The sequence below is a fragment of the Rossellomorea sp. DUT-2 genome, from assembly GCF_052665285.1.
Genome location: NZ_JBQPEO010000003.1, coordinates 678,766 through 704,085 on the forward strand (window position 1 = coordinate 678,766; position 25,320 = coordinate 704,085).

Annotated in this window: 27 protein-coding genes and 2 riboswitches; of the genes, 20 read left to right on the top strand and 7 right to left on the bottom strand. The window is 43.7% G+C overall.

Features of this window, described 5'->3' with window-relative positions; all coding sequences use genetic code 11:
- The first annotated feature begins 71 nt into the window (after positions 1-71).
- Both ACOSV2_RS14375 and ACOSV2_RS14380 read left to right on the top strand, forming a co-directional pair.
- Positions 72-230, top strand: coding sequence for a hypothetical protein (locus ACOSV2_RS14375; protein WP_187443553.1), 159 nt, complete (start codon positions 72-74; stop codon positions 228-230).
- Positions 231-491 (top strand): hypothetical protein, encoded by a 261-nt coding sequence (locus ACOSV2_RS14380; protein WP_428975698.1) that lies wholly within the window; start codon positions 231-233, stop codon positions 489-491. It abuts the gene before it with no gap.
- Positions 492-573: 82 nt separating this feature from the next.
- Here ACOSV2_RS14380 and ACOSV2_RS14385 read toward each other — a convergent pair whose 3' ends face one another.
- On the bottom strand, positions 574-1,284 hold the full coding sequence (locus ACOSV2_RS14385) for a DUF1836 domain-containing protein (protein ID WP_428975699.1): 711 nt from the start codon (positions 1,282-1,284) through the stop codon (positions 574-576).
- Positions 1,285-1,439: 155 nt separating this feature from the next.
- On the opposite strand from ACOSV2_RS14385, the gene htpX reads away from it, so the two are divergent.
- From htpX to ACOSV2_RS14410, 5 genes are all read left to right on the top strand, one after another.
- Positions 1,440-2,321, top strand: coding sequence for a protease HtpX (htpX, locus tag ACOSV2_RS14390; RefSeq protein WP_113970355.1), 882 nt, complete (start codon positions 1,440-1,442; stop codon positions 2,319-2,321).
- Positions 2,322-2,581: 260 nt separating this feature from the next.
- A complete protein-coding gene (locus ACOSV2_RS14395) occupies positions 2,582-3,748 on the top strand; it encodes an N-acetylmuramoyl-L-alanine amidase family protein (RefSeq protein WP_428975700.1) in 1,167 nt (388 codons plus the stop codon).
- Positions 3,749-3,943: 195 nt separating this feature from the next.
- A complete protein-coding gene (rlmD, locus tag ACOSV2_RS14400; protein ID WP_428975897.1) occupies positions 3,944-5,308 on the top strand; it encodes a 23S rRNA (uracil(1939)-C(5))-methyltransferase RlmD in 1,365 nt (454 codons plus the stop codon).
- Between the two features lie 202 nt (positions 5,309-5,510).
- The gene (locus ACOSV2_RS14405) at positions 5,511-6,971 is read left to right on the top strand and encodes a protein adenylyltransferase SelO (RefSeq protein WP_428975701.1); all 1,461 of its coding nucleotides are present in this window, start codon (positions 5,511-5,513) and stop codon (positions 6,969-6,971) included.
- Between the two features lie 128 nt (positions 6,972-7,099).
- Positions 7,100-7,672, top strand: a complete 573-nt coding sequence (locus ACOSV2_RS14410) for an isochorismatase family protein (RefSeq protein ID WP_428975702.1) — start codon at positions 7,100-7,102, stop codon at positions 7,670-7,672.
- 48 nt (positions 7,673-7,720) lie between these two features.
- Here ACOSV2_RS14410 and ACOSV2_RS14415 read toward each other — a convergent pair whose 3' ends face one another.
- Complete coding sequence (locus tag ACOSV2_RS14415) at positions 7,721-8,227, bottom strand: AAA family ATPase (protein ID WP_428975703.1); 507 nt, start codon at positions 8,225-8,227, stop codon at positions 7,721-7,723.
- A gap of 101 nt (positions 8,228-8,328) precedes the next feature.
- Complete coding sequence (gene nei / locus ACOSV2_RS14420) at positions 8,329-9,150, bottom strand: endonuclease VIII (RefSeq protein ID WP_428975704.1); 822 nt, start codon at positions 9,148-9,150, stop codon at positions 8,329-8,331.
- 138 nt (positions 9,151-9,288) lie between these two features.
- Positions 9,289-9,395: riboswitch (SAM riboswitch) on the top strand.
- Positions 9,396-9,487: 92 nt separating this feature from the next.
- On the opposite strand from nei, the gene mmuP reads away from it, so the two are divergent.
- Together mmuP and mmuM are read left to right on the top strand one after the other, a co-directional pair.
- A complete protein-coding gene (mmuP, locus tag ACOSV2_RS14425) occupies positions 9,488-10,900 on the top strand; it encodes an S-methylmethionine permease (RefSeq protein ID WP_428975705.1) in 1,413 nt (470 codons plus the stop codon).
- Positions 10,869-11,819, top strand: a complete 951-nt coding sequence (gene mmuM / locus ACOSV2_RS14430) for a homocysteine S-methyltransferase (RefSeq protein WP_428975706.1) — start codon at positions 10,869-10,871, stop codon at positions 11,817-11,819. Before mmuP ends, mmuM begins: the two co-directional genes overlap by 32 nt.
- A 69-nt stretch (positions 11,820-11,888) precedes the next feature.
- Here mmuM and ACOSV2_RS14435 read toward each other — a convergent pair whose 3' ends face one another.
- Positions 11,889-13,250 (bottom strand): glucoamylase family protein, encoded by a 1,362-nt coding sequence (locus tag ACOSV2_RS14435; RefSeq protein WP_428975707.1) that lies wholly within the window; start codon positions 13,248-13,250, stop codon positions 11,889-11,891.
- A gap of 306 nt (positions 13,251-13,556) precedes the next feature.
- Here ACOSV2_RS14435 and ACOSV2_RS14440 point away from each other — a divergent pair, with 306 nt between their 5' ends.
- Positions 13,557-15,050, top strand: coding sequence for an amidase (locus tag ACOSV2_RS14440; RefSeq protein ID WP_428975708.1), 1,494 nt, complete (start codon positions 13,557-13,559; stop codon positions 15,048-15,050).
- A 55-nt stretch (positions 15,051-15,105) separates the two neighbouring features.
- Here ACOSV2_RS14440 and ACOSV2_RS14445 read toward each other — a convergent pair whose 3' ends face one another.
- Entirely contained in the window at positions 15,106-16,038 is a 933-nt protein-coding gene (locus ACOSV2_RS14445; protein ID WP_428975709.1) for a Gfo/Idh/MocA family protein, read from the bottom strand.
- A 162-nt stretch (positions 16,039-16,200) separates the two neighbouring features.
- Positions 16,201-16,304: riboswitch (purine riboswitch) on the top strand.
- Positions 16,305-16,475: 171 nt separating this feature from the next.
- Between ACOSV2_RS14445 and ACOSV2_RS14450 the strand changes: the two genes are divergently transcribed.
- The 6 genes from ACOSV2_RS14450 to ACOSV2_RS14475 all read left to right on the top strand — a co-directional run bounded on the left by ACOSV2_RS14450 (position 16,476) and on the right by ACOSV2_RS14475 (position 21,770).
- Positions 16,476-17,345 carry a 5'-methylthioadenosine/S-adenosylhomocysteine nucleosidase gene (locus ACOSV2_RS14450; protein ID WP_428975710.1) on the top strand — a complete coding sequence of 290 codons (870 nt, stop codon included), beginning with the start codon at positions 16,476-16,478 and terminating at the stop codon, positions 17,343-17,345.
- Between the two features lie 61 nt (positions 17,346-17,406).
- Positions 17,407-18,393: a TRM11 family SAM-dependent methyltransferase gene (locus tag ACOSV2_RS14455; RefSeq protein ID WP_428975711.1), complete on the top strand. Its 987-nt coding sequence runs from the start codon at positions 17,407-17,409 to the stop codon at positions 18,391-18,393.
- A gap of 305 nt (positions 18,394-18,698) precedes the next feature.
- Entirely contained in the window at positions 18,699-19,730 is a 1,032-nt protein-coding gene (locus ACOSV2_RS14460; RefSeq protein ID WP_428975712.1) for a fatty acid desaturase, read from the top strand.
- Positions 19,731-19,809: 79 nt separating this feature from the next.
- Complete coding sequence (locus ACOSV2_RS14465) at positions 19,810-20,301, top strand: response regulator (RefSeq protein WP_428975713.1); 492 nt, start codon at positions 19,810-19,812, stop codon at positions 20,299-20,301.
- A 163-nt stretch (positions 20,302-20,464) separates the two neighbouring features.
- Positions 20,465-21,265, top strand: a complete 801-nt coding sequence (locus ACOSV2_RS14470) for an AraC family transcriptional regulator (protein ID WP_428975714.1) — start codon at positions 20,465-20,467, stop codon at positions 21,263-21,265.
- A gap of 88 nt (positions 21,266-21,353) precedes the next feature.
- The gene (locus ACOSV2_RS14475; RefSeq protein ID WP_428975715.1) at positions 21,354-21,770 is read left to right on the top strand and encodes a DUF1761 domain-containing protein; all 417 of its coding nucleotides are present in this window, start codon (positions 21,354-21,356) and stop codon (positions 21,768-21,770) included.
- 61 nt (positions 21,771-21,831) lie between these two features.
- On the opposite strand, the gene rluF is transcribed toward ACOSV2_RS14475, so the two are convergent.
- Entirely contained in the window at positions 21,832-22,539 is a 708-nt protein-coding gene (rluF, locus tag ACOSV2_RS14480) for a 23S rRNA pseudouridine(2604) synthase RluF (protein ID WP_428975716.1), read from the bottom strand.
- A 198-nt stretch (positions 22,540-22,737) separates the two neighbouring features.
- Between rluF and ACOSV2_RS14485 the strand changes: the two genes are divergently transcribed.
- From ACOSV2_RS14485 to ACOSV2_RS14495, 3 genes are all read left to right on the top strand, one after another.
- Positions 22,738-23,511, top strand: a complete 774-nt coding sequence (locus tag ACOSV2_RS14485; protein WP_428975717.1) for a MerR family transcriptional regulator — start codon at positions 22,738-22,740, stop codon at positions 23,509-23,511.
- Positions 23,512-23,596: 85 nt separating this feature from the next.
- Entirely contained in the window at positions 23,597-23,746 is a 150-nt protein-coding gene (locus ACOSV2_RS14490; protein ID WP_397552447.1) for a DUF3934 family protein, read from the top strand.
- 250 nt (positions 23,747-23,996) lie between these two features.
- Complete coding sequence (locus ACOSV2_RS14495) at positions 23,997-24,197, top strand: cold-shock protein (protein ID WP_060671790.1); 201 nt, start codon at positions 23,997-23,999, stop codon at positions 24,195-24,197.
- 94 nt (positions 24,198-24,291) lie between these two features.
- On the opposite strand, the gene ACOSV2_RS14500 is transcribed toward ACOSV2_RS14495, so the two are convergent.
- Positions 24,292-24,537, bottom strand: coding sequence for a hypothetical protein (locus ACOSV2_RS14500; protein ID WP_428975718.1), 246 nt, complete (start codon positions 24,535-24,537; stop codon positions 24,292-24,294).
- Positions 24,538-24,824: 287 nt separating this feature from the next.
- Here ACOSV2_RS14500 and ACOSV2_RS14505 point away from each other — a divergent pair, with 287 nt between their 5' ends.
- Positions 24,825-25,025 (top strand): cold-shock protein, encoded by a 201-nt coding sequence (locus ACOSV2_RS14505; protein WP_064094055.1) that lies wholly within the window; start codon positions 24,825-24,827, stop codon positions 25,023-25,025.
- Positions 25,026-25,320: the final 295 nt, after the last annotated feature.

The window sequence follows — 25,320 nt, forward strand, 5'->3', positions numbered from 1 at the left end:
AAACTTTTTGAGCATATAAACGTATAGTATAATGATAGATTTTGATGTAATTCGTAACAGGAGGTGTCTCTTTGAAAATAACTACCTTTAGAAGCATGACAGAATCAGGTTTGAATAAAAAAGTGAATAACTTCTTGGAAGATCAGACCATTGAAATAATAGATGTTAAATTTTCAATGACCATATTTGATTACGGAGTTATGATACTGTACAAGAAGAAGGAGCAATAAATGAACAGAGAATTGGAAAGCATTTTCTTCCTGCCCATTTGGATTGGAACATGGATTCAGAAAAGGGTTGGACAAGGAGTAAAAGGAGTCATCAGTTACGTGGTCATCTACTTCAGTGTTACCACATTCCTATTCATCATCACGAATGGGATAGAAGTATGGATCATTAAGCAAATGTTTTCCTTTTTCAATACATATCTTTTGTTAGGAATGCTATATGTGCTTTTTATTTACTGGAAGAAAGCAGAGCAGAAATCCTGACTGAAGAGTGAACTCTCTTTATCTGATTCAATAGAGGGACGGACCTTCATTTGCAAAAATGAAGGTCCGTCCCTCTATAATATTAAGATAATGCATCTTTCACATATTTCTTCGTAGCTGCCTGATAAAACCCTGCCTGAACTGTCAGTACGGATACGATCAGGACATTCAGGACAATGTTGAGGTTCTCTTCCTTGATCCCGTCAAAGGTCGATAACATGGTTTTGCATTCTTCCTTGATGAATCCATCGATATGCTCGTTGACTGAACCATCCGCCTTCTTTATGGAAGGAAGGGTTTGATGATGGATCTGGTCAAAGACCGTCGCATAGGCAAGGTAAAGATCTGTGGGATTGACGATGTCATCCGTACGGTCTTCTATGTTGTTGAACACCAGGGTCAAGATCTTCCGGATGGATTCGAAATCCAAGGTAGCTTTGAGGTCTTCGACGATGAATAGCATGGCCGCTTGTTCGATGGTATATTTTTTTCCCAGCTGCGGGGAACCGATCAACCCTTTCACATCCCGCTTCACCCAGTTCTGGACAGTACTCTGGGGGAAGTTGGTGAATTCGATGTGATTTCCGAGGGAAACGATTTCATTGAGAGAAAAACCGGTTTCTCCTTTTGCTGGTTTGAGGATTTTTTGAATGATGGGAGGGAGGTCGTTTTCTTTATGTAGATTCATCCACGCATCCTGAAGCACCTTGATCGGGGACCTGCTGTTTGTGCTGTTCAGTGATAGCAGCAGGTCCGCCATATTTTTACGTGTCAGTATAAACGTTTTCATCATGATTCCCCCGTCTCTTTTACAATATCTTCTTCTATACTACTGGTTCGATGGGGTCTCGTCAATTTCACCTTTTACTTGTATTTTTCCTGAAAAGGACGTATAATAAATTCCAGATACAGGTTCATATGAACTTGAAATGAGAGTGAGGAGACAAGATGGGGAAACGTATATTTTATTTCCTTTTAACGAACGTTTTAGTATTATTGACGATTAGTATCATTTTTTCCGTCACCGGAGCAGGGAACTACATCAATGCCTCAGGCGGAATTGATTTCGGCGCATTATTAGTATTCAGTGCGATCATCGGTTTTTCCGGAGCATTCATTTCATTGGCCATGTCACGTTGGATGGCGAAGAGAATGATGGGTGTCCAAGTGTTGGATCCGAATGGAGCCTTGTCTTCTGAGGAACGGGCAGTTGTGGAGAAAGTCCATCGTTTATCAAGAGCGGCTGGTTTAGTGCACATGCCCGAGGTGGGAATCTACCATTCTCCTGAAGTGAATGCTTTTGCAACAGGTCCTTCTAAGAAACGCTCATTGGTTGCCGTTTCGACAGGATTACTCCGTGAGATGGATGATGACGCGGTTGAAGGTGTCATTGCCCATGAAGTTGCCCACGTTGCGAACGGTGATATGGTGACGATGACCTTACTGCAAGGTGTGGTCAACACCTTTGTCGTTTTCCTGGCACGAATCGCCGCATGGATTGCGTCACGATTTGCAAGGGAAGAAATGGCACCAATCGTGCATTTCATTGCCGTGATCGTATTCCAAATCGTTTTCTCAATATTGGGAAGTTTAGTCGTCTTCGCATACTCCCGTCACCGTGAGTTTCACGCTGACCGTGGTGGAGCGGACCTTGCAGGTAAGGACAAGATGGTTCATGCCCTGCAAATGTTAAAAGCATACTCGAGTCGTATGAAGGGTGAAGATGACACAGCCATCTCTACATTGAAAATCAATGGAAGACGAAAGTCAGCGATCTTCTCGACTCACCCTGATCTGGATGATCGGATCAGTCGTTTGGAAGCGAAGTAAGTGGAACGGGGGACAGTTTAGATGTCCCGTTCGTTGTAAATGAAAAAAGGTGCCTGATTCCATCAGTGGAGTCAGCGCACCTTTTTTGTTGTATATGGAAGGATCGACTAAACAAAAATGGGTTGCTAAAAAATTACCCTTTGATCATATGAATATTCACAAGTTATCTTCTACAGTCAGGAATTGGAGCTTTTTTTATCCAGCCGTGACCATTTGTACAAGCTGTGAATATTTAACTAGTAGAAGGGGTGATAGATTAAATGGTAAAAGCTAGTGATTTTTTGATCGCTTTAGATGATGGTCATGGGATCGGGACAGCCGGAAAACGTACACCTTATATCCAGTCGGTTGGCAGACAGATCGGTGAAAATGAGTTTAATGAGAAAGTGACATTTTTTTTGAAAGTTGAATTGGAGAGATGTGGGTTCAGGACTATACTGACCGCTCCGACTGATGAAGATATACCATTAAAGTCACGTACAGATCTAGCCAATTCTAAGAGAGCCAATGCCTTGGTTTCCAACCACTTTAATGCTTTTGATGGAAAATTCGATGGTCCGGGAAAAGATGCTGAAGGGCATTCCCTTCATATCTCTTTCAATGATGCCCAGGATAGAAGGCTCGCTGAAAGCATTGGGAAGTACTTGAAACAGGGTACGAAGCAGGTATATCGCGGGATCATTGAGCAGAACCTTCATATGACAAGGGAGTTCAATGGGCCAGCGGTGCTTGTGGAAAACGGGTTTATGGATAATGAAAGAGAAGCCTTGCTCATGATCAATGAAGAATATCAAAGGGAATCGGCAAGGGAGCAGGCTCGCGGGATATGTGATTTTTTCGGACTTCCTTACGTGGCTGCAGGAAACGTTGTGGTCCCTCCTGAACCGGATGTCAAAGGAGTTTGGACAATCAAGGATGTTATCGGAAAACGGGTGGAGAGCAAATATATAGGTGCTGAAGGACTGGATTTTTACAGTAAGCCGACCTTCCGGGATACCTACCGTGCCGGAACTTTGAAGTACGGATATGGGTTTCCGGAGATTATACGGAAGCTTAAGGTGGAAGGTGCTTATATGTATGAGGTCAAAAACTCAAGGGGACATGTGTATTATGTAACAGCAGCCCTGAAATTTGTGAAGGTGGAAGGAAACGGTCAATCTTCCGGGGGATCATCATCACCTCAGCCTTCATCGGGACCGGTCGCCATCGGGGAAATCAGTATCGTGGGGGTGGAGAATGCTGCTATCATACAGGATCGCCCTGACCCTTTGACATCAAAGGGCTTGGGAATCATAACAAAGGGCAGGACGATTCCCGTCACAGGATCCCTTAAAGGCAACAACAGCAGCTCGGGATACTGGGAAGTCATCTACAACGGCAGGAGAGCTTATATTACCGGAGAATTCGGACGTTACAAAGCCTATTAACACTGTCCGCAATAATAAGGTCCGTCCTTTAGAGCGTTAACGCGTTCGGGGACGGACCTTCATTTGCCTTTGGTGTTGCAGGGAGGTGAGGAGCCTATATCCCTGTTGCATTCCTCCACTTTTTTTAATAAAGTATAAAGTTAGACAGAAGTTTTCAAGGAGGACCAGAAATTGACGAATATCAAACCAGAAACAATGGTTGTGACAATAGAAGATTTGGACCAAAAAGGTTCAGGGCAGGCTGTGGTCTGGCGGGAGAATGAGCTTGGGAATCCCAAGAAGCTGAGACTCACGATCCCTCAGACCCTGCCAGGGGAAAAGGTGGAAGTGACGGTGGATCAGCCTGATCGCCGTAGACGAAAGGCAATGCCGGATGAAATCCTCGAGGCCCACTCTGAGAGAATCCCTGCACCTTGTCCGCACTTTGAGCGCTGTGGCGGATGTGTGTGGCAGCATTGGGATTATGATGGTCAGTTAAAACAGAAGACGGATCATGTGAAGCATGCCTTGGAAGGGCAAGGCTTTAATCCTGACCTGGTCCGGGATACGATGGGGATGGATAATCCTTGGCGTTACCGCAATAAGATGGAGTTTACTTTTTCTCCTGAAGGTGCCCTTGGACTGCATGAGCAAGGGAATTTCCGTAAGGTCATTTCTCTTGAAACCTGCTTGATCGCAAGTGAAGAAATGGTGGAAGCGACGATGGAGGTTGCCGATTGGGTGAAGGACCATGAATTAAAAGGGTATAACAAGGACGAGCACCAAGGGTTACTTCGTCATTTAATGGTCCGTCAATCGTTTGTAACGGGTGAACTGATGCTTGGTCTGTTTGCGACGGAGGCGCCTGAAAATCATCAGGAGGCAGTGGACGACTTAGTTGCCCGCGTAGGTGAAAAATTCCCCCAAGTCAAAAGCTTGTTATGGCTTGAAAATACGGCATGGGCGGATCGGACGCAAGCAGAAGAGATTCATCTTTTAGCGGGTCGTGACTTTATTTATGATGAAATGGATGGATATCGCTTCCGTCTTTGGTTTGATACTTTCTTCCAGACGAATCCGACTCAAGCTCAAAAGCTCGTTGACTTAGCGATTGAAATGGGACAACCGAAGAAAACAGAAAAAATGATCGACCTTTTCTGTGGAGTAGGGACATTTTCTCTGCCATTCGCAAGCAGAGTCGGAGAACTTGCCGGAATTGAAATCGTCGAAAGTTCGATCGAGTCAGCGAAACGCAATGCTGAAGATAACGGCATCTCAAACACGACATTCCTCGCTAAGGATGCTCGAAAAGGAATTGATCAAATGCTGGAGAGCTTTGGCCATCCACAACTACTAATGCTTGATCCGCCTCGATCTGGTGCAGGCGGAAAAGTCATGAGACGAATCGGACGTGCCAAGCCGGAACGCATCGTGTATGTATCCTGTAACCCCGATACATTCGCGACGGATATCAAGGAGCTGGAACCATTCGGATACACCCTTGATGGTGTTCAACCTGTTGACTTATTTCCTCAAACGATGCATGTTGAATGCGTAGCGACCTTGACATTAAATAAATAAATGTGACGGAGGGACAGGTTCGTTGTCCCACTGGAAATGGTGCTTGATCCTTATAAGGATCAAGCACTTTTTTGTAATAGTGGTGTACATTCCCTTTCATGTGTAAAATATAATATATAGAACTGGACTCGAAGTAAATCATAGAATTCTCTATGATTTTTTGTTTAATGAAAATAAGCCAAAACCAAAAGAAGGAGATACCATGACAAAGGGAAACGAAACAGGATGGAATATAGAAAATAGTTATGCACGCCTGCCCGAAGCATTTTTCACAAAGCAGGAACCGAATCCAGTCAGTGATCCGACTCTGATCGTTCTAAATGAATCTGTCGCAGCAGCACTCGGACTCAGTGTCAAAGAATTGCAGGGAGAGAAAGGAGAAGCGTTGTTCTCCGGCAATGACATACCTGAGGGCGCTGAGCCGATTGCCCAAGCGTATGCCGGGCATCAGTTTGGCCATTTTAATATGCTGGGAGACGGTCGTGCTGTCCTGATCGGTGAACAGATCACCCCATCAGGTGAGCGTTTTGATATTCAGCTCAAAGGTGGAGGAAGAACCCCGTATTCCCGAGGAGGGGACGGTCGCGCGGGACTTGGACCGATGCTCAGGGAGCACATCATCAGTGAAGCCATGCACGGACTTGGGATTCCCACTACCCGAAGCTTGGCGGTGGTGACTACAGGTGAGCCGATTTACCGGGAAACGGAACAACAGGGAGCGATCCTGACCCGCGTAGCGGCTAGTCATCTTCGCGTCGGTACTTTTCAGTTTGCTTCTAAATTTGGAACGGTGGAAGATCTCCGCGCACTGGCTGATTATGCTGTGGAGCGTCACTACCGGGAAGGTTTGAATGCACCGAACCGTTATCTTTACCTGCTGGAAGAAGTCATCAAGCGCCAGGCTGCTCTCATTGCCAAGTGGCAAATGGTCGGGTTCATTCATGGCGTGATGAACACGGATAATATGACGATCAGTGGAGAAACCATTGATTATGGTCCATGTGCTTTTATGGATACATATGACCCGGCAACGGTATTCAGCTCCATTGATACCGGAGGACGTTATGCCTATGGAAATCAGCCTCAAATTGCCGGTTGGAACCTTGCCCGGTTTGCTGAAAGCCTGTTGCCGATTCTTCATGATGAACAGGAAGAGTCGTTGAAGCTTGCCCAGGATGCTGTGATGGAATTTCCTAAGCTGTATGAAGCTCACTGGCTCGACGGAATGAGAGGGAAACTCGGTATATTCAACGAAGAAGAAGGGGACGAAGCCCTTGCAAAAGATCTCTTAAGTTTAATGAAAGAGAATCGTGCCGACTATACCAATACATTCCGTGCATTAACAAATGAAGAACAAATCGATCTGTTTAATAACCCGGAATTTGTTCAATGGAAAGAACGCTGGGTAGAGAGACTTAACAGGCAGGAAGAGTCAAAAGAAGCAACTCATCAGTTAATGCGAAAAAGTAGTCCATCTGTGATTCCCCGGAATCACCGTGTGGAGGAAGCGTTGGAAGCTGCAGTGGAAAGTGGTGATTACAGCGTAATGGAGCGTTTGCTTAAGGTTCTTAAAAATCCTTATCAGTTATTGACAGAACAGTGCAAGTACGCGACACCACCTGATCCATCCAATCGCCCTTACCGAACGTATTGCGGTACATGAAGAATGAGCGCAAAGCAGGAAGCCAAAAGGTTTCCTGCTTTTTTGGAGTGTAAGAGGACTTTGTCAATGATAAGTCGAAACTATTCAAAGATAGGTGAGGAGAAAATGGAGATAAAGGAGTTTTTCTATTGAACCAAGCATTACTCGTGATTGATGCCCAGCAGGAATTAATCGAAGGAAATGAAGGGGAACAAGCGGTATTTCAAAAGGAGAGACTGATTGAAAACATCAATCGGGTCATCCAGAAGGCAGCCGAAACAGGTGCTCACATCGTGTTTATTCGAGATAAAGATGTAGGAGGCGGGGAAGGTGATGGATTCCAGGTTCACAAGGATATCCATGTTTCGGACGAGAGTGTGGTGTATGATAAATTAGCGACCAATTCGTTTTACGGTACGCCATTACTAAGCTATTTAAAAGATAAAAAGGTTGAACATGTTGTCATCATGGGATGCCAAACGGAATATTGTATCGACACCGCTGTTCGGTATGCAACCGTTAATGGATTGGACGTAACCCTGGTGGCAGATGGTCACTCGACGAAGGATTCATCTGTGTTAAAGGCTGAGCAAATTATCCAGCACCACAACAAGGCTTTGTATGGTCATTATAACGTGGATCATTTCTCCGACGTCAGACAATCGGATGAAGAGTTGTTTCAGCCCAAGCATGATTTTTATCGGGAGAAATACGGAATGTAGATCCGGAACAAGCCCCTTTTGTCTGGCAAAAAGCAGATGGAAGGGGCTTTATTTCATTATTTCTCTCATTTCGCTCACTAATTCCTCCACAGATTTATCCTCATTAATCAGCTGAAAGTCTGTCCTCATCCCTTTTTCCTTTACCTGTTTGTTGATCTCATTCACCTGTTCATCAGAAACATTTATATGGATGGATTGATCTCTTGACTTGACTCTATGCAGGCACCGTTCATGGTTTGCATGGACCCCAATCGTAACGACTGAAAAATCTCTATTGATACTTTCGAACATTTGGTCAAAGTAAGGCGTCAGTCCTGTGGATTCAAATACGATTTTGTCGTGCATGTCCAAGGCGTGTCGAATCCCTTTTTCGATGGCAGAAAAAACGTCAGATAGATAATCTTCATTGTCGATTTGTCTATCTTTCTTCACTTTCTTTGCCCAATCTTCCACCCTGATAAAGGGGATTCCAAACTTTTGGTCCATCAGGGTCCCGATGAACGATTTTCCGCTTCCTTTTGGTCCGATTAAAAGGTAGATAGTTTTATTGGTCATGGCATACCCCTCCTCCAATCCAATATGTGAATTGTTAGTTTCATTTTATCTTATCACCGGGTTCGCTTTCAATGATAGGGGCGGGGGGGGGGGGGACAGGTTCATTGTCCCTGGCAAACCGGACAAAAATACAACCGCCTCGAAGCAGCGACCGTCTTTTCAATTTCACTCCCACAAATAAAGCATGATGCCCCTTCTCGATTGAATACCCAATGACGATATTTCGAACGCTTCTCTCCTTTAGCTTTTAACTTCTCAACAAGCTCAAGATCGTTTGTAATCCCACCAGTCTTATAGGATTGCTTAATTAAATGAATGATCGCCTCTGATGCTTTCATCAATTGATCTTCCGTACAGTCAATCGGACGAAGAGAAGGGTGGATGTCTGCTGCAAACATGATCTCAGACCTCAAATAATTCCCGATCCCGGCTACAAACCCTTGATCTAATAAAAGTATCGACCACTTTCGTTTGTAGAATCGTTTTTCTTTCATTCTTTGAAGCAATTCATCCGCTGTTACTTCTTCACTCAAAATGTCGGGTCCCACTTTAGAAACGAAAGGATGCTCGGGCACCTCTTCGTCACGGAGGACATCAATATCGGATGCACTGTAAAGAAGTGCCGACTTTTTCTCATTATGTAGAGCAAGCCTTAGCTGTCGGTTGGTTTTCGGATAATTGTACAGGTTCCTGATATACCATTTTCCGTAAAGTTGGTTGTGAGAGTAAATGGTGTATCCGTTGTCAAAGCGGATGAGCATGGCTTTTCCTTTCGTGTCCACTCTCTTCACGATCGATCCTTTTAATAGGTCTTCGTAATCTTCCAAATGAGGGAAGGCAAAGTATACATCTTGTACGGTTTTATTCTTAAGAGCGCGCTCGACTCCATCAGCCGCTCTTCTGATTTCCGGACCTTCTGGCATGGCGGTTTCTCCTTTTTTAGTATAGTTATTCCCTTTTTAATCCTTAATGTAACATTGGGATAGGCTGGGGTACTAATCTATTTCATGGTCTTGACATTATTCCAATATATTGATAAAGTTTTAAAAAATCTAAATATTTTCTTATCCAGAGAGGTGGAGGGACTGGCCCTTTGAAGCCTCAGCAACAGGTCTGTGAAGATACTGTGCTAATTCCAGCGGGTGATTCAAACCCTGATAGATAGGAGCAATCTTTTATTTGTCGGTGACGCACTCGTTTAGGGTGCGTTTTTTGTTTGTTCACCCATTCCTCAATACATTTAGAAGGAAGGGTGTTTGTATGGAAAAGGCAGGACAGAGTTTTAAAAGGAAGATGAAGACGCGGCATTTGGTGATGCTGTCTCTTGGAGGGGTGATCGGAACCGGGCTTTTCTTGAGTTCGGGGTACACGATCCATCAGGCTGGACCGTTTGGGACGATCCTTGCTTATTTGATTGGGGCGCTGGTGGTGTATCTTGTGATGCTTTGTTTAGGCGAGCTTTCTGTCCATATGCCGGAGACGGGATCCTTTCATAGTTATGCTACAAAATTCATTGGTCCTGGAACCGGTTATACGGTGGGCTGGTTATATTGGCTGACATGGACAGTGGCATTGGGGTCGGAGTTTACGGCGGCTGGCTTGATGATGCAGCGCTGGTTTCCTTCGATTAGTGTATGGATTTGGAGCGCGATCTTTGCTGCGTTGATTTTTGTCCTTAATGCGTTGTCAGTGCGGTTTTTTGCTGAATCTGAATTTTGGTTTTCTTTAGTAAAAGTGATTGCGATTGTTGCGTTTATTGTGATTGGGACAGGGGCGATCGTCGGTTTCATCCCCCTCATTCATTCAGAGCCCGCTCCGCTTTTCTCGAATATCACAAGTTCTGGATTGTTTCCGAACGGGGCATTTGCCATCTTGATGACCATGCTTGCCGTGAATTTTGCCTTTTCAGGAACAGAATTGATCGGGGTTGCGGCGGGAGAAACAGAGAATCCATCAAAATCGATTCCTAGAGCCATCCGTACCACTCTTGTGAGATTGATCATCTTTTATGTAGGGACGATTGTAGTATTATCTGCTCTAATACCGAGCCAGTCAGCCGGTGTATTGGAAAGTCCTTTCGTAGCGGTACTTGGTCGGATTGGAATCCCGTATGCCGCCGATATCATGAATTTTGTGATCATAACGGCCATTTTATCAGCGGCAAACTCAGGTCTGTATGCTTCTTCCAGAATGCTATGGTCGCTTTCAGATAAGCAAACGATCTCACCGATTTTTGCCAAATTGACTGATAGGGGAGTCCCTCTCAATGCGATTGTATGCAGCATGCTTGGAGGGGGGCTGGCCTTGCTTTCAAGCATCATTGCACCGGGGACGGTCTACATCGTTTTGGTTTCGGTCTCAGGTCTTGCGGTGGTGATCGTGTGGATGAGCATTAGTGCTGCCCAATTTCTATTTCGAAGACAGTACATAAGGGAAGGAAACGATGTGAAAGACCTGGCTTATCGGACGCCGCTCTATCCACTCGTCCCCATTGCGGCATTTCTGCTTTGTCTCGCTTCCTGTATCGGCATTGCCTTTGATCCCACTCAGAGGATCGCCCTTTATTGCGGAATCCCGTTTATCGCCCTTTGCTATGGAAGCTATCATATAACACAATACGTAAAGAAAAGAGGAACAGGTTATGTCGAATCAACTGAAGCTGAATCCCATTGATGCTATTTTACAAAAACATTCCCCACTTATTTTAGATGGAGCGTTAGCCACAGAGCTGGAAACCCATGGCTGTGATTTAAACGACCCCCTTTGGTCTGCCCGTGTACTCCTTGAAAAACCGGAAGCGATTGAGAAAGTTCATGCTGATTATTTCCGTGCAGGAGCCGATTGTGCGATTACAGCCAGCTACCAGGCAACGGTGGATGGTTTTCGAAAGCGCGGAATAGAGAAACCGGAAGCGCTGGAATTAATCCGAAAAACGGTTACTCTTGCCAAACAGGCTCGGGATGGCTTTTGGAAGGAAGATAAGGGAAATTCGAATCGGCCGAAACCAATCGTTGCAGGTTCTGTAGGACCATACGGGGCATACCTTGCTGACGGCTCTGAATACGTTGGGAACTATGGAGTAAGCGATCAACATTTAGCAGGTTTCCATTTTCCCAGAATCCAGGCACTAGTGGAGGCGGGTGCTGATTTGTTGGCATTCGAAACCATCCCGTCCTTGCAGGAGGCAAAGGTACTCGCGTCACTTTTGAAAGAATTTCCGGATACCTGTGCCTGGCTGTCTTTTTCATTAAAGGATGGAAAGACGATAAGTGATGGAACGGGGATTGAAGAGTGCACGCGTGTGTTCAATGACGATGAACAAATCGCTGCGATTGGGGTGAATTGTGCACCGATTATTGCGGCCAAAGAGGCGATAAGCGTATTAAGCAGAAACACTGACAAACCAATCATCGTGTACCCGAACTCAGGTGAGACTTACAATGCTGAGACTAAAACGTGGCATGGGGAGGAAGCGTGTTCGGCGTTTGATGAGCAATCAGGAATTTGGTACGAGGCAGGTGCCCGTATCATTGGTGGTTGCTGCCGGACGGATCCTGGTCATATTGAAGCCTTGGCGAAGAGGTGGAGATAGACAATAACACTTAAATGCAAAAGCCCAAGTGGTTCAACCATTTGGGCTTTTGCATCATTATCGCTTCTATTATTTAATAGAAAACGTCTCTTTTATCAGTAGGTCCTCTGGAGATTTCCCGATTTGATCTTGATGGAAGTAATCTCTGATGACTCCATCTTTTAAATAGTTGACGATTGAGACCATTGTCATACCTTGATCTAAAGCGAGGTAGGCTTGAGTCACTTCTCCTGTCTCTACATTGACTGAATCAAGGAATCCGTATTTCCCGTACATATCGAAACGTTTCAACGCCTGGATGTTATTGAATGCTTCCATTGGTGCATATTCAAGTGCCAGGAAAGTGGCATGTGGAGTAACAGTACCATCAGACTTATAACCGTCCATACCTAATGGAGTAGCGGCAAATTCTGAATAATTATCTGGTGTGGCTGCTGGCGACATGCCCCAGGCTTCATATCCTTGCTCTTTAGCATATTGAATCTGGATGTCTACATGACGCTTATTGTTCAAGCCAAGTGCGTTCTTCCCAAGTTCTTTCTCCTTTAGTACAAGCTGTGGCATCAATGCTTCAAACATGCTTCCTCCCCAGCTTGGTACATATTTAGTGCCCTTGTAACTGTAATGTCCTTCAAAGACATCTACACCATCATAAGTTTCTGTATATCCTTCTGGAATTTGAGCCTGCCAATCCCAGCTTTCAGGCATGGTGCGGAACATTCTCCACCAATGTTCTTCCGGTACATCTTCTTTCCCGATTGCGATGTAGCTTGCTACGCGTGGTTCCGTATAAAAGGCACCGTAATGGTGAGAAGTATAGCTCTCGGTTGCTACATCATATCCGCCCCGCATTTGTCCTACTTCAGGTGTGTAAAGAGTGGAATAATCCATGTCCTCAACTAATGCGTGGGTCTCTTCATAGAGTTCCGGATACGCTTGTCCCACTACAACGAGTCCTGCAGACAGCCATCCATTATCTACAGTTGAGATGAATTGACCCCACTCCGTCATGAGTGTTGCATCTTCTGTATAGTACCAGTTGTAAAATAATCCGTTCCATTTTTCCATATCTTTTAATGAATTCAACGTCTTTTCGATGTTGGTCACGGCTTCTTCACGTGAAATCAGGCCGACTTCCTCAGCTGAAATCGTACTCATCATATACATGGCAATGTTCGTAGGAGAAGTGAATTTCTGAGCATTGATCTCCCCGGTATCCATTCGGACGGCATCATAAGTGAGTCCCGTTTTCTTATCTGTAAAATCTTCGAAGTATCGATAGGTATTTTTTGAAATCGCTTTCAATTGTTTAGATAAAGCGATCTCTTTTCCTTTGTTTGTGTGATTTCCAGAAGCCGCAGCTGGGAGCGTAGCGCTGACGATAAGCAATAAAACTAACAGCAATGAAAAATATTTCTTCAAATAGGACACTTCCTTTCAATTTGGTGAAACGTTTCGATTAAAAGTATACAAGAGTGATCAAAAGACGTATATCACTCAATAGTAACAATTATCTGAAAATAAACCGTGGGTATATGACCTTTTTTTTGAGTCTTTTATACCAGTATCCATCGTCGAGTAACCGCTGGATCCAGACACTGCCCTCAGTCATAGGTGCTACTATATTGGGGGACTAGAATCTTTTTTAGGCTACAGTGTGATTGAATTCTATTAAAAAAAGGAAATTCTCCTATTATGTAGAAAGTCATAGATACATAGTCAATAGGGGGGAGCAGGATGCAGGGCTTTGATTATAAAAACTACGACGGTTTAGGGCTCGCAGAATTAGTGAAGAAAAAAGAAGTTCAGCCTAGAGAATTGGTTGAAGAGGCCATTAAAAGAACAGAAGCCCACAACCCGAAGTTGAACGCAGTGATTCATAAAATGTATGAACAGGCGAGGGAGGTTGCAGACAAAGAGCTTACTGGGGCCTTCGCCGGTGTACCGATGCTATTGAAAAATATCACTCAAGATATGGAAGGGGAGCCCATGACAGCAGGTTCAAGATCTCTTCGAAGCTACCGTGCAAAGACAGATTCAGAGTATACCAGGAGATTGCGGGAAGCTGGCGTGGTTATTCTGGGGCAGACGAATGTACCTGAATTTGCTTTAGTGGCTGTTACGGAGCCTTCACATTACGGTGCGACAAGAAATCCGTGGAACCTGGATTATACACCGGGAGGTTCAAGTGGCGGTTCAGCAGCTGCGGTAGCATCCGGCATTGTTCCGATCGCGGGTGCCAATGATGGTGGGGGATCTATCAGAATCCCTGCTGCCTATTGCGGGTTATTTGGTTTGAAGCCAACCAGGGGAAGAACACCTGTTGGTCCCACCTACGGAAGAACGTGGCAAGGTGCCTCTGTTGAGCATGTTTTAACACGATCAGTCAGGGATAGTGCTGCCATGCTGGATGAATTACGAACGTATGAAAAGTCTGCTGCTTTTTATGCTCCACCATTTGAAGGGAGGTACTTGGAAGCATCACAAACCCCATTAGGCAAGAAATTAAAGATTGCTTACTCCACTGCTTCTCCCATAGGAACTGAAGTACATCCCGAATGCGAAAAGGCTGTTGTGAAAGCTGCTAAAGTACTAGAGTCCATGGGTCATGATGTGGAAGAAAAAGAGGTGCCTGTGGATGGACATAAGGTTGCGAGAAGTTTTTTTACCATGTATTTTGGGGAAACCGCTGCATTGTTAACTACGTTGGAAGAAGTGCTGGGACGAAAAGCTACTTACGCTGATGTGGAACCTTCCACCTGGCTCCTGGGTTTGATCGGAAAGGCCACTCCTGCAGAAGAATTTATCCTGAGTATTAGGGAGTGGGACAAAGCAGCCTACCAAATGGAAACATTTCATGAAACGTATGATTTCTACCTTACTCCTACTACCGCTTTTCCACCAGCCAAGATAGGAGAGCTGGAGCCGACCCAATCAGAGAAATTCTTGATCAGTTCAGTAGGGAAATTGGGACTCAGAAGATTATTGAAGAAGATTGGGATCGTTGATCAGATCGCACAGAAGAATCTGATGCGTACCCCTTTTACGCAGTTGGCCAATTTAACAGGACAGCCAGCCATGTCACTTCCGATACATCAAACTCCTGAAGGGCTGCCCGTCGGAGTTCAGGTGATGGCAGCAAAAGGAAGAGAAGATCTGCTGTTGCAGTTGGCTGGAGAGATTGAGAAGTCTGAGCATTGGTTGCAAATAGAGAAAAACCCTTTATTCTAAAAAGGGGGAAGGGGACAGGGGCTTTCCATGTCCCCTTCCCCATCTATCTGACCTACTATTTAATCATCCCGACGATCCTCTCACAAATCTCATGGGTAACCAGTGAATCCTCAATCGATGGGTCAGGGGTTGTACCATTTTCCACACATTCTATGAAATGATCCACTAAATCATAAAACCCTCGCTTATACAAAGTAGGCTCCCAATCTCCAAATGAAGAAAGGCTGACTTCTTTATTATGATAATGAGTCGTTTCAACCAGACTGTTGACGACATATTTATGATGGCCTGCCGAGTACTCGATGATTTCTTCCGTCACACCGCCGTCACGGTTCATGATCCCGACTGCGGTGCACTCATCACCCATGAGCTGGACGACTAAGTGGTGGAGCATGTCATCCTTTATTAGATACTGAACCTTTACATCCTGGACCTCTGTATCCATTAAGTATCGCAGAGTATCGACGACATGGATGAAATCTTCTACGACGAACCTTCTGGTGTAATCAGGTAGGGCGTATCTGTTTTTTTGCATAAGAAGGAAGCTCGGATTGCCATGCTCCCTTAGCTCTCTCACTTTTGGAATGAATCGTCTGTTGAAACCGACCATGGCGATTTTTCCACTTTCTTTTGCAAGCTGAACGATTCTTTCGGTTTCGTGAAAGTTCAAGGAAATCGGCTTGTCTATGTATACGTTGATGCCGTTCTGTAGTAGTTTCTCCGTTAATTCGAAGTGGGCTTCGGTAGCGGTACTCACAAATGCAGCGTCAATGTTGGTTGCAATCAGTTCTTCCACATTCTGAACCTTTTCCTGGATGCGATATTGATCTGCCAGAGCATTTAGAGTTTCAACATTTCTGGTACAAAGCACCAGCTCGATGCCTTCTTTTTCAGAGAGAACTGGCAGGTAGGCTTTCTTGGCGATGTCTCCCAGCCCAATAAGTCCGATTTTCATGTTTTTCACCCCGTTGTTTTTTTTGTGTGTCATTCTTTCATTATATTATTCCCTATTTATATATCAAATCTAAGAGTGATCAAGATGCGGATCAGTTCGGAGGGATTCACTAAAACACGAACATTAAAATATAAAATTTAAATAAAATTCGTATTTAGGTTGATTGTCGAAGGAGAGTTTGTTATATTAACATTGTACTAATTACATATCGTTACTCGTATATCCTCGGTAATATGGTCTGAGTGTTTCTACCTGGTTCCCATTATAAGAACTGGACTACGAGTTGAAGTATTCGGTTTTTCGGTTTTTTGCCGTTGCCATTTTGTGATGGGCATTCACGTCATATCACGTATACTTTAACTTCGAAGGTCTGGAAAGTAGAAACCACTCTACATGTTCTAGATCTTTTTCTTTTGGGCAAAACAGCGAGATGTCACCATCAAGAAAAAAACGAAAAAGGAGAGATTTTGATGAAAAAGAAACTGGCTTTATTTGTATCATTATCCTTACTCGCATTATCCTTATTTACTGGGTGCAGTTCCACTTCACAGACTGCAGCTAAGGAAGAAGAGGCAGAGAGACCCATTATGATTCAAGGTCCAATGCCGATTGAAGCTGAAAAGTTTGCAGGGAAATTAGAAAATGTGAAAGAAGAAAAATCCGGAACATTTGTTTTTTACATAGGAACCCTGGATGATTATCCTGTCATCGTTGCCAAAACCGGTAAAGGGATGGAAAACACGGCAGCAGCTACTGCGGTAGCGGTTGAGAAATACGATCCGATCGCCATCATCAACCAAGGAACATCAGGTGGACATGACCCTGAACTGCATGTATTTGATATCGTATTGGGAGAAAGAACCGTAAACCTGGGTTCATTGAAAACAGCGGACAAAGCTGATAGCGAAGGAATTGACCCTACCGTCTGGAAGCCTATGGACTTAATGGCTTCTGAAGGCAGTGCAGGTGAAGATCCAAATGCTGAAAAGATTCGTTATTACGATGGAGACGAGGACTTACTTGAAGCTGCCAAAGCAGTAAAGGATACATACACCGACGGAAAGGTCGTCGAAGGTACCATCGGTTCTGCTGACGTGTGGAATAATGAAGTGGACCGCATCCAATGGTTCCATGAGAAATACGGTACTTCTGTAGAGGAAATGGAAGGGGCTGCAGCAGCACAGATTGCAGGTGCTTATGATGTAGCGTTCCTGGGCATACGTGTACTGTCCAATAATAAGACAAATGGTGGAGCATACAACCCGGAAACCGCATCGGCGAATCAGGAGTATGTCTATCAAGTGGTGAAAGAATATATTTCAGTGATGGAAAATAAATAATGTTACGGGTCCTGACCCACGGTGCATGAATGCTAAGCATGCCCGGGGTCGGGTCTTTTTTATGTTACAATGGTCTAATGCAACACAACATTTTTATCATCACACGGAGTTGATCATAATAGAAACGAAAAAATATATCTATCATTATTCATGGGAGCCGAACGAGGAATCCCTATGTGCCTTGGAAAGAAGAGTGTTATTTGGAAAGAGCCCTGAATCTAGCGTTCTGGAAAGTTCAGTGATGATAGATCCCAGTAGAAGTCCTTTTATTCGGGAGAGACTCGAAATAATCTGCGAGGGTAATGAGTTTGAAGAACTACTCGAAGAAATAGAAGAATTAGAAGCACTTGATGGGTTCAAAGTCGTTTTTGTTCAAAATCTTGATGCGGAAAGAGTAGGCTTCAAAAAGCTTCGCAAGATTGAAAAAGAAGTAGGAATGCATCTAAAAGGTGAAGCGGAGTTAGTCGATCCAGACATTTGGTTCGGGGTGATGAAGACCAATGAGCGCTGGGTGTTTGGAAAGTATGTGAGAAACGAAGCGGTTTGGCTGCACCATGTGAAAAAGCCGCACAGCTATTCGACGGCACTCAGCACTCGTGTGGCAAGAGCCGTCGTGAATATCGCAGCACCGAATCCTGAAGGAATCAAAATGATCGACCCGTGCTGCGGAATAGGGACGGTCCTTGTGGAGGCACTATCCATGGGAATCGATATCGTCGGGAGTGACCGCAATCCTTTGATCCTCGATGGAGTGAAAGAGAATATCGCTCATTTTGGATACAAAGGGGATGTCTCTTTAAAGGATATTAACGACGTAACCGACTACTATGATGTAGCTGTAATCGATCTACCTTACAATCTTTGTTCAGTGATTACAAATGACGAGCAGCTTGACATGCTCCGCAGTGCGAGACGATTTGCTGAGAAGGTAGTGATCGTCACCTTGGAAGATGTGGACGCGAATATTGAAAAAGCGGGCTTTGAGATCGTCGATCGTTGTGAAGTGAGTAAAGGAAGATTTGTCCGGCAGGTGCTGGTTTGCGAATGATCAGGATAGAGAGTCTGGATGAATCCAGGCTCTTTTTGTTATAATGAAGAACTTTTTTTATAAAACCTCTATAAAAAATCACCCAAACAAGAATATTTTTCTAATCTCAAAAAATAATATAACCAATTGGAAGCGTCCTGCTATCGTGGGGAATCCAGTGATAGCAAGGGAAAGAGCTTTGATGGGCTCATGACAAAATCTCCCTTATGACATTTGTCATGCCCAGCATATGACACCTACTACTAACAAGATAATATCGCTTATCTTATAATGAATTCAACGCCTTAAATGAAGGGAATTATGACATGACAAATATAAAAACGTTGAAAAAAGAAGTTGCTCCTTATGAAAAGTCAACAACAAAGGAAAGTGTATGGCAGATCATCAATACGCTGGGGCCATTCTTTCTATTATGGTTTCTTGCGTATCAAAGCCTTTCGGTATCATACTGGCTGGCACTCGTTCCAATCGTGATCGCTGCAGGGTTCCTGACACGAATCTTCATCATCTTTCATGATTGTACCCATTTCTCTTTCTTTAAAAGCCGTCGCGTAAATCGAATCGTCGGAACCGCTATGGGTGTATTGACGCTATTCCCGTTCGATCAGTGGGGACATGAGCATGCCGTCCATCACGCGACAAGCGGGAATCTGGATAAGCGTGGAACAGGTGATATCTGGACGCTGACGATTGATGAATATTTAGCAGCACCTCTTAAGATTCGTTTAGCGTATCGCTTTTATCGCAATCCGTTCGTTATGTTTGTATTAGGACCGATTTATGTATTCCTTCTGAAAAATAGATTTAACCGTAAAAATGCACGTAAGAAAGAACGTAACAACACGTATTTAGTGAACGTAATCATCGTGGCCCTTATCGCACTTCTATGTGTAACACTGGGCTGGCAGGAATTCCTCCTTGTACAAGGATCCATCTTTATGGTTTCAGGATCGATCGGTATTTGGTTGTTCTACGTTCAGCATACGTTTGAAGACTCGTATTTCGAAGAAGACAAAGAATGGCAATATGTGTTGGCGGCTGTTGAAGGAAGTTCCTTCTACAAGCTTCCAAAATTTATGCAGTTCCTTACAGGTAACATCGGCTATCACCATATTCACCATCTAAGTCCGAGAGTACCGAACTACAAACTCGAAGAAGCACATAAAAACTCAGAGCCATTACAAAAAGTACCAACCATCTCCCTATTAACAAGCTTAAAATCACTACGTTTCAAGCTTTGGGATGAAGAAAACAAAACGTTTGTAAGTTTTAGAGGTATTAAGTCTCTGGGTAAGTCAAAATCAAGAATTTCAACGGAAGCCAAACCTGAATTATAATCCTGACCGACTCTCCTTATGAACGTTTCATATAAGGGGAGTCTTTACTTGATAAGGCCTTTAAAAGGAGTGAACCTACATGATTCGAATCGTCATCGCAGAGGATCAGGAATTATTACGTGGAACCATAACCTCCATCCTCAACCTGGAAGACGACATGGAAGTAGTCGGCCAGGTAAAGGATGGTCAAGAAGCACTCGCCCTTGTCCACCAATTAAAACCGGACCTCTTTATCATGGATATTGAAATGCTTGAGAGGGACGGACCTCTGGAAGCTGTGAAGACAGTCGGATGTCATCTGCTTTTATTGACGACCTTCCCGAAAAAGGGTTATTTAGAGCGGGCTCGACAATTCGATGCAGGTGGGTACTTACTCAAGGACAGTCCAAGTGAAGAGCTGACTTCCTCGATTCGCAGCATAGTGGAAGGTACGCGGGTCTATTCTCCGAAATTAATCGAAGAGGATAAGGAGTCTCAGGAGTCTGGTTCATTCCACATTTCCCACCCACCAGGTCAGGTGAAGAACTATTTTACAATGATCATGAATAAGATGAAGTCACCGGCAGGGTGAATTTGAGGGGTCTGCCTCCCATGTAGTTAATGCATTGGGGGGCGGACCCCTTTTTTCATATACATGCTTGAGTAAACTCACAGCTTTTGAAATAATTGGTTGAGAGCCATATGTTGTTACTAAAGCAAGAGGTAATCCTGTACATAAAAAGGTGAGATACGTTATGAAATTTGAGGTTAGAAAGCCTGATACGGATTTGAGACCGTGGGTTGAATGCTATTGGAATGTGGAGTTGAACACGGGGCCGAATGACAAGACTGAATTAATCCTGCCCAACGGAAAGATTGAAATGATTTTTGCACTTGAAGGAAACTATAAAATGATGAATCGGAGAACCCGCAGCGTAAACCAATCTTGGTTGTCGGGGTGTCACTATGAACCTTTAGAAATCAATTACCGGGGGAAATCAAACTTAATTGGCATACGTTTTTATCCACACGGGATTTTTCCTTTTTTAGAAATCCCCATTGGTGAAACGGTCAACCAGGTAGATCCCCTCCATTCCATTTGGGGAGTTTTTCAGAAGGAAATGTATGAGGCCCTTTACATGGTAAAAGAAAACGCAGAGATTTATCCCCTTTTAGATCAGTTCTTGATTAGAAAAATATCTGAAGAGAAAACAAGACAATATAAAGTCATCACTGGTAACATAAATCAACTGAAAGTGAACCCTAATCAATCGATTCCGACACTGGCAGATTCCTTAGGTTTTACTCAAAGACATCTTACGAGGATCTTTCATGATCACACAGGTGTGAATCCGAAGCTGTTGGCTCAAGTATATAGGTTTGAAAAAGCCTATTCGTCTCTCTATTCCCATTCTCATAACGATGTGGCAGATTTGATTTCTCAGCTGGGGTATTATGATCAGTCTCACTTCAATAAAGAGTTCAAACGGTTTTCCGGTATGTCTCCTGGAGAATATAAGAGAAGGGCATCCGGATCTGATAATTTTCTTTCATAAAAACATGTCCATTTTTTACAATACATTTCCTCGTCATGTACCTATAATGGATGAAGGACATACATAGTGTGCAGGAAGGAAGAGGAAAATGAATATGATAGCTCAATCAGCTGAATCTATTAATTACTTAGCGGTATTTGTGGCAGCACTATCTTCGTTTGTAGTAGGTGGCCTATGGTATTCCCTCCTATTCGGAAAAGCTTGGATGGTGGAAAACAATTTTGACGAAGAAGACCTAAAGAACGGTCACATGGGGAAAATCTTCGGTGGTGCATTTATCCTTTCACTTATTATTTCGATTGTATTGGTACTGTTTTTAGGTCCGGACAGAAACGGGATGATCGGGGCTTCTGCAGGGTTCACAGCAGGGCTTTTCTGGGTGGCGACCGCGATGGGTATCACGTATTTATTTGAAAGGAAATCAATTAAACTTTTCTTCATAAATGCCGGGTATCATGTTGTGACCTTTACGTTGATGGGGTTCATCTTAGGGGTATGGAGATAGGTTTATACAGGTAAAAAAACGGGGGCACCATACGAAACGTATGGTGCCCCCGTCCGAATGATTACCATTCCTTCGGTTCGTAATCCAAATCTTGAAACAGTCGCGTCTTCTCTTTCTTAGAAAGGTCGCGCCATTGTCCCACAGGCAGATTCCCCAGTTGAATATTCATGATGCGCGTGCGTTGCAGTCTGTAGACCTCATATCCAAGGGCTTCACACATGCGGCGGATCTGTCGGTTCAATCCTTGGGTCAGCGTGATTTGGAACACGTATTTTGACACCTGCTCTACTTTACAAGGCAGGGTTTTCGTACCAAGGATCTTAACGCCCTCTGACATCTGCTTTAAGAAATCTTCTGAAATCGGGCGGTCAACAGTGACGATATATTCTTTCTCATGCTGATTTTCTGCACGGAGGATTTCATTGACAATATCCCCATCGTTCGTCAGAAGAATCAAGCCATCTGAATCTTTGTCCAGTCGTCCAATATTGAAAATTCGCAGCGGATGATTGACGAGATCCACAATATTCCCCTTGACGCCCTTTTCAGTTGTACTCGTAATCCCAACAGGTTTATTTAATGCAATATACACATTATTTCTTGCTACCCTGACAGGAGCTCCGCTAACCTTCACATCATCGCCGGGATTCACTTGATCGCCAATCTTCGCAATCTTCCCGTTGATGGTCACCCTTCCTTCGGCAATCAATTTATCTGCACCGCGTCTGGATGCCTTCCCAGCTTCGCTTATATACTTATTGATACGCATGCTCAACACAACCTTAAACTGATAATTAATATTCTAAGAATATCGGACTGGCACTTTATTTTCAAGGGATTCCACTAAATAGATCCCGTGCGGGTGGGCTATCCTATGAAAGATAAATAACGCGAACTTTTTTCCTATATCCCCTTTACATTTACGCAGCGTCAACCTGTAAAGTAAGAATTGTCAGGAGGTGACATCATGGAATATACCGTCAAAAAACTTGGAGAGATTGCTGGTGTTAGCACGAGGACCCTGCGCTATTATGATGAAATTGAGCTTCTGAAGCCGGCCAGGACCAATTCGTCAGGATATAGGTTATACGGGCAGAAGGAAGTTGACCGCCTGCAGCAGATCCTCTTTTACAAAGAACTAGGTGTAGGACTGGAGGAAATCAAGGATATTCTGGATGATCCTGACTTTGACGTAACATATGCCTTACGGGAACACCGGGAAATCTTACTGGACAGACGCGCGCAGCTTGATCAACTGATTGCGAATGTAGATAAAACATTACGGGTAAAGGAAGGGAGAATCACCATGTCAGATAAAGAAAAGTTTGAAGGATTCAAGGAAAAAATGGTGGAAGATAATGAGAAAAAGTACGGAAAAGAAGTGCGGGGAAAATACGGTGAAAAGGCAGTGGACGAATCCAACGCGAGAGTCATGAACATGTCTCAGGAAGACCATGAAAAGGTCACAGAACTGGAAAAGGAAATTAAACAATCCTTAGGGGAAGCATTTCAAACCGGTGATCCCGCAAGCGATGCTGCCCAAAAAGCGGCTGACTTCCATAAGAAATGGATTTCGTTCTATTGGGGGCATTACAGCAAGGAAGCCCATGCCGGCCTTGCTCAAATGTATGTGGACGATGAACGGTTCAAGGCTTATTATGACGCTGAACAAGAGGGAATGGCCGAGTTCTTGCGGGATGCGATTCACATCTATACAGGACAGAAAAAAGAAGTGGAATAAACAAGAAGTACTCTACACCCCCAATAAGTGTTATGATATGGAGACGAATGTGAAAGAACGAACCTTATCATAACGGAGTGAAAAAATGAGTAAACCAAAGAAAAAAAGCGGAACGGGCCAAGGCACAGGAAAGAAAGGCTGGAATCGCTGGAAGGCCGGGGCCAATAAGAAGAAGAGCAACAAGCCTTATATAAGTAAAGGCGTGAAGCATGGGAGTAAGCAGGAAGATAAGTAGTTATATGAAAGTCCATTTTCTTTCGGGGAAGTGGACTTTTTATATAGGAAGTTAAAGGATTTCATAATGCGTCTTAAAGAAACTTATAAAAAGCATTTGCTTTTTTTACGATTTCCTGTTATTCTAAGGAAGAATTATTTTTGTTCGGTCTGTAAGGAATGAAAGTATTTAAACTTTTCGCCTTTGATATCTAATTGAGCAATAATAGTAATAAATCGTGGATGCAAAGTCCACACAGGAGGATACACACATGCAAGAAGGTACAGTAAAATGGTTTAACGCAGAAAAAGGTTTCGGTTTCATCGAAATCGAAGGTGGAGAAGATGTATTCGTACATTTCTCAGCTATCCAAGGCGAAGGATTTAAATCTTTAGACGAAGGTCAAAAAGTTACATTTGACACTGAGCAAGGTCAACGTGGACTTCAAGCGACTAACGTAAACAAAGCGTAATAGCTTTATGATGAAGGACTCTCTCGTAGAGTCCTTTTTTATTTGCCAAAAAAAAGAGGTGCCTGTCGTAAAAGTTGCAGGCAACCCTTCACAATTATGTTAACGCATACTTGATGATTCCTTGAATGTAAACAGATGTTTCATTCTGAGCACATTCCCTGATTTTGATTTTTCCTTCTTTTTCTAACTCATGGGCCAGATTTTCAATGGTTTGCGCTTCTTCTTTTGACGTCATAGGGATTTCAATTGAAAAGAAGTTTCCACGGCTGGCTTGATTTAAACTTTTTAATAATCCAATTTTATTCATTGGGTCATCCCCTTTATCTTTTACTTTCGACACAAGGATGGGTTTCTCCTTTACGGATAGAGAGTTTAAAGGTAAATATTCAAAGGTTTTTTCAAAATGATCCTCCAGAGTTAAAAGATGAAACAAGAGGAGAAGATCATTGGTTTGTAAAGAATATAGGAATAGATTTGCTTTTTCTCAGATTATCTGTTATTCTAAAGAAGAATTATTTTTGTTCGGTCTGTAAGGAAAGAAAGTATTTAAACTTTTCGCCTTTGATATCTAATTGAGCAACGATAGTAATAAATCGTGGATTCAAATCCACACAGGAGGAAACAATTATGCAACAAGGTACAGTAAAATGGTTTAACGCAGAAAAAGGTTTCGGTTTCATCGAAATCGAAGGTGGAGAAGATGTATTCGTACATTTCTCAGCTATCCAAGGCGAAGGATTTAAATCTTTAGACGAAGGTCAAAAAGTTACATTTGACACTGAGCAAGGTCAACGTGGACTTCAAGCGACTAACGTAAACAAAGCGTAATAGCTTTTGATGAAGGGACTCTCTCGGAGGGTCCTTTTTTTATTGTTGGGAATAGGTGAAAGTGCGGATTATTTAGGATGGTGTTGAGCTAGCCGCCTGCGCTTTTGGTGTCGTCCAGCTCCGGCGGCTAGAGGCTCGAGGTCATAAGTCAAACATGCCAAAAAGGCAAAGAACGCCTTTCCGGCATGTTCGCCTTATGCTTGTCGCCTCTGGGCGAGCCGCCTCCGCTTTTGGGTATAAAAAGAGACCGACAGCGTTCGTCGGTCCCGGAGACAACATGTTACAAGTTAAAAAT

Excerpts from the sequence above, each read along its gene's own strand:
- ACOSV2_RS14395 (WP_428975700.1), top strand. The coding sequence starts at position 2,582 with ATGGTAAAAGCTAGTGATTTTTTGATCGCTTTAGATGATGGTCATGGG.
- ACOSV2_RS14440 (WP_428975708.1), top strand. The coding sequence starts at position 13,557 with ATGCAGGGCTTTGATTATAAAAACTACGACGGTTTAGGGCTCGCAGAA.
- ACOSV2_RS14380 (WP_428975698.1), top strand. The coding sequence starts at position 231 with ATGAACAGAGAATTGGAAAGCATTTTCTTCCTGCCCATTTGGATTGGA.
- ACOSV2_RS14465 (WP_428975713.1), top strand. The coding sequence starts at position 19,810 with ATGATTCGAATCGTCATCGCAGAGGATCAGGAATTATTACGTGGAACC.
- ACOSV2_RS14455 (WP_428975711.1), top strand. The coding sequence starts at position 17,407 with ATGTTACAATGGTCTAATGCAACACAACATTTTTATCATCACACGGAG.
- htpX (WP_113970355.1), top strand. The coding sequence starts at position 1,440 with ATGGGGAAACGTATATTTTATTTCCTTTTAACGAACGTTTTAGTATTA.
- ACOSV2_RS14450 (WP_428975710.1), top strand. The coding sequence starts at position 16,476 with ATGAAAAAGAAACTGGCTTTATTTGTATCATTATCCTTACTCGCATTA.
- ACOSV2_RS14445 (WP_428975709.1), bottom strand. The coding sequence starts at position 16,038 with ATGACACACAAAAAAAACAACGGGGTGAAAAACATGAAAATCGGACTT.
- ACOSV2_RS14505 (WP_064094055.1), top strand. The coding sequence starts at position 24,825 with ATGCAACAAGGTACAGTAAAATGGTTTAACGCAGAAAAAGGTTTCGGT.
- mmuP (WP_428975705.1), top strand. The coding sequence starts at position 9,488 with ATGGAAAAGGCAGGACAGAGTTTTAAAAGGAAGATGAAGACGCGGCAT.
- ACOSV2_RS14475 (WP_428975715.1), top strand. The coding sequence starts at position 21,354 with ATGAATATGATAGCTCAATCAGCTGAATCTATTAATTACTTAGCGGTA.
- ACOSV2_RS14415 (WP_428975703.1), bottom strand. The coding sequence starts at position 8,227 with ATGACCAATAAAACTATCTACCTTTTAATCGGACCAAAAGGAAGCGGA.
- rlmD (WP_428975897.1), top strand. The coding sequence starts at position 3,944 with ATGGTTGTGACAATAGAAGATTTGGACCAAAAAGGTTCAGGGCAGGCT.
- ACOSV2_RS14385 (WP_428975699.1), bottom strand. The coding sequence starts at position 1,284 with ATGATGAAAACGTTTATACTGACACGTAAAAATATGGCGGACCTGCTG.
- ACOSV2_RS14470 (WP_428975714.1), top strand. The coding sequence starts at position 20,465 with ATGAAATTTGAGGTTAGAAAGCCTGATACGGATTTGAGACCGTGGGTT.
- rluF (WP_428975716.1), bottom strand. The coding sequence starts at position 22,539 with ATGCGTATCAATAAGTATATAAGCGAAGCTGGGAAGGCATCCAGACGC.
- ACOSV2_RS14490 (WP_397552447.1), top strand. The coding sequence starts at position 23,597 with ATGAGTAAACCAAAGAAAAAAAGCGGAACGGGCCAAGGCACAGGAAAG.
- nei (WP_428975704.1), bottom strand. The coding sequence starts at position 9,150 with ATGCCAGAAGGTCCGGAAATCAGAAGAGCGGCTGATGGAGTCGAGCGC.
- ACOSV2_RS14460 (WP_428975712.1), top strand. The coding sequence starts at position 18,699 with ATGACAAATATAAAAACGTTGAAAAAAGAAGTTGCTCCTTATGAAAAG.
- ACOSV2_RS14405 (WP_428975701.1), top strand. The coding sequence starts at position 5,511 with ATGACAAAGGGAAACGAAACAGGATGGAATATAGAAAATAGTTATGCA.
- mmuM (WP_428975706.1), top strand. The coding sequence starts at position 10,869 with ATGTCGAATCAACTGAAGCTGAATCCCATTGATGCTATTTTACAAAAA.
- ACOSV2_RS14495 (WP_060671790.1), top strand. The coding sequence starts at position 23,997 with ATGCAAGAAGGTACAGTAAAATGGTTTAACGCAGAAAAAGGTTTCGGT.
- ACOSV2_RS14485 (WP_428975717.1), top strand. The coding sequence starts at position 22,738 with ATGGAATATACCGTCAAAAAACTTGGAGAGATTGCTGGTGTTAGCACG.